General features: G+C 68.6%; 2 protein-coding genes. Both read right to left on the bottom strand.

Features of this window, described 5'->3' with window-relative positions; translation table 11 throughout:
• Positions 1-809: glycosyltransferase family 4 protein (locus tag H531_RS0112525; RefSeq protein ID WP_022799638.1), on the bottom strand; the 809-nt coding region annotated here is incomplete at its 3' end.
• The coding region (locus tag H531_RS14585; protein WP_028490857.1) for a glycosyltransferase at positions 802-1,022 on the bottom strand (221 nt) is incomplete at its 5' end. The genes H531_RS14585 and H531_RS0112525, both read right to left, overlap by 8 nt.

Here is a 1,022-nt window from a genome sequence, read left to right on the forward strand (position 1 = left end):
CTCTGGTTTTCCCCCAGGGTGGGGAGGAGCACGGCGTCCACCGCCCGGTAGAGCTCCGGCATGTCCTCCCGTCGGCCTAGGAAGCGCACGTTCCCAAGGCCCAGGGTCCTTTTCAGGCCGCGGGATAAGGCGCCCAGGGGAGAGTCGTCGTCCCCGGCGAAGAGGAAGTCCATCTCCGGTACCCTTTGGGCCGTGAAGAGGGCGGCGAGCTGGTTCTTTTCCGGGGCGAACCGCCCGGGGACCAGGACCGTGAAGCGGCGGAGCCCGTAGGCCTTCCGCAGGCGGGCCCGCTCCTCGGGGTCTGCGGGTCGGAAGCGGTCGGGGTCCACGCCGTTGGGCACCGCTTCCGCCTCCAGGCCCATTCCCCTCAGGAAGCGGGCGGCCCACCAGGAGACCGTGAGGACGCGGTCAGCGCCCTTGAGGGCGCTCCCCTTGCCCAGACGGTAAAGAAGGTGGTAGGTCTGCCGAAGCCCCGCAGGGTAGCGGTAATCTAGCTGCTCGTGGACCACTGCCACCTTGGGGCGGGCCAGGCGGGGGAAAAGAAGGTGGTAGGCGGTCTCCCTCCAGCCCTGGAAGACCCGGAGGGCATAGGGAGCGGTGGCCTCCAGGACCTCCCCGAGACTCGCGTAGCGCCGGACCTTTACCCCCTTCCTCTCCAGGACTTCGGCGAAGCCGTCCAGGTTGGAGCGTTTAGGCAGGAAGAGGGTGGGTTGAAGGCCTAGGGAAGGTAGCCTCGGAAGCCTCTCCAAGAGCCAGATCTCGCTTCCCGCCACCCGAGGGGCGTCGGTGATGAAGGCAACCTCAAGCATGGATGGCCTCCTTGAGCGCGGCGGCCAGGGCCTCAGCGCTCCCCTTTAGGGTGTGGTGCCCAAGCACGTGGGCCCGGGCGCAGGCGCCAAGGGCCTGCCCCTCCCCCTGGAGCTGGTTGAGCGCCTGGGCGAGGAGGTGGGGTCTGGGGGGTACGAGGAGGCCGGTGACGCCGTTTTGGATGAGCTCTTCCTGGGCGGGGATGGGGGTGGTGA

The sequence above is a fragment of the Thermus islandicus DSM 21543 genome (assembly GCF_000421625.1).
Taxonomy (GTDB): Bacteria; Deinococcota; Deinococci; order Deinococcales; family Thermaceae; genus Thermus; species Thermus islandicus.